Raw genomic sequence first — 1,272 nt, forward strand, 5'->3', positions numbered from 1 at the left:
CGATGTGGTGGGCTTGGGGTGTTCCGGCCGGGTGGTCGCATTCCGGGAACGCGCACACCCCATCCCGGACCAGCAGTGCGGCGCGGATGTGGGTCGGCGCGGTGCGCTGCGAGGCACCCACATCCAGCGGCAGGCTGTCTCCACCGAGGACCATGGGGAGGACGTCGCAGTCGCAGGCGATCCTGCGGATGGTCTGGGGGCTGAGGTACTGGCCGGTGCCCTCCAGCATCCCCGCACCACCAACGGCGATCTCGCCGCCGTTGCTGGTGGGGAGCTGGTTCTTCAGGTCGGTGTAGTCGATGGTGACCGTCAGGTGGGGCCTCTGACCACCGGTGCGGGGCATCCCGTCGGTGTCGAGGACGAGGTCGAGGAGGGTGGACAGGCCGTCGGCGTTGCGTTGTCCGACCGTGCGCGGGTCCTTGACCCCGTCAGACTCCGGGCGCGGCGCCGCCAACGGCCGCAAAGCCGTGACGAACTTCGCCCCGGTCTCGCGGTCCAGACGGGCCTTGATCACCAGCATTCCGTCCCGGGCGGTCGCGTAATGCAACTCCCGCGATTCGAACTGCGCCCGTTCATCGGCCACAGCGCCATCAGCGTCGATCATGTAGCGGATCCGGTCGGCGAGTTTCGCGAGGTCGCGGGGGCATTGGCGGCAGGCGTTTTCCACCAGCAGTCGCTCGATCTCGGCCGCGCGGTGTCGGGTGTGTTCGGGCAGCCTGGACACACAGCGGGAGATCACCCGCGCATGCTCCAGGCCGATCACGCCCTCTCCCAAGGCCTCCCCGGTCGCCGGAAGCGCAGCATCGGAGTCGGTAGCATCGGCAGCGGTATCTTCGCCCGTATTCGGCGGGGGAGCGGTGGCGGTGGCGATGCGGACGCGGTTGGTGGCGTCTTGGCCGTCGATGTTGAGCAGCGTCTTCAACCACACCTGCGTCGACCGCGTACCCTGCACTGCGTGCAGGCGTCGGCGGTCGGCTTCGGCGATCAGTCGCAGCTGTTCCATCCGGGCTTGGCGGATCTGCTGCTCCACCTGGCCGATCCGGGCCGTGAGTTCTTCATCGGTCAGGGAGTCAACCGCAGGCGCCCACGACCCGCCCGGCGTGGACGCATCCCACGCGGGCAAGGCGGACACGACCACGCCCGCACCAGCGGCGGGGGTCGTGTCCTGGGTGGTCATCAGCGGTGTCATGCATCAATTCTCTCAACAATCGAACGAGAATTCGAGCACATAACCGTCCCACAAACGGGTGATCACAACACCCACCAAACACG

The 1,272-nt window shown here is 67.7% G+C and carries 1 protein-coding gene; it reads right to left on the reverse strand.

The window, feature by feature from the left end:
* A partial coding sequence (locus tag OU416_RS40170; protein WP_270932348.1) for a DUF222 domain-containing protein occupies positions 1-1,189 on the reverse strand: 1,189 nt, incomplete at its 3' end.
* Positions 1,190-1,272 lie beyond the last annotated feature (83 nt).

The organism is Saccharopolyspora indica, assembly GCF_027853965.1.
In the GTDB taxonomy this organism is placed as follows: Bacteria; Actinomycetota; Actinomycetes; order Mycobacteriales; family Pseudonocardiaceae; genus Saccharopolyspora; species Saccharopolyspora indica.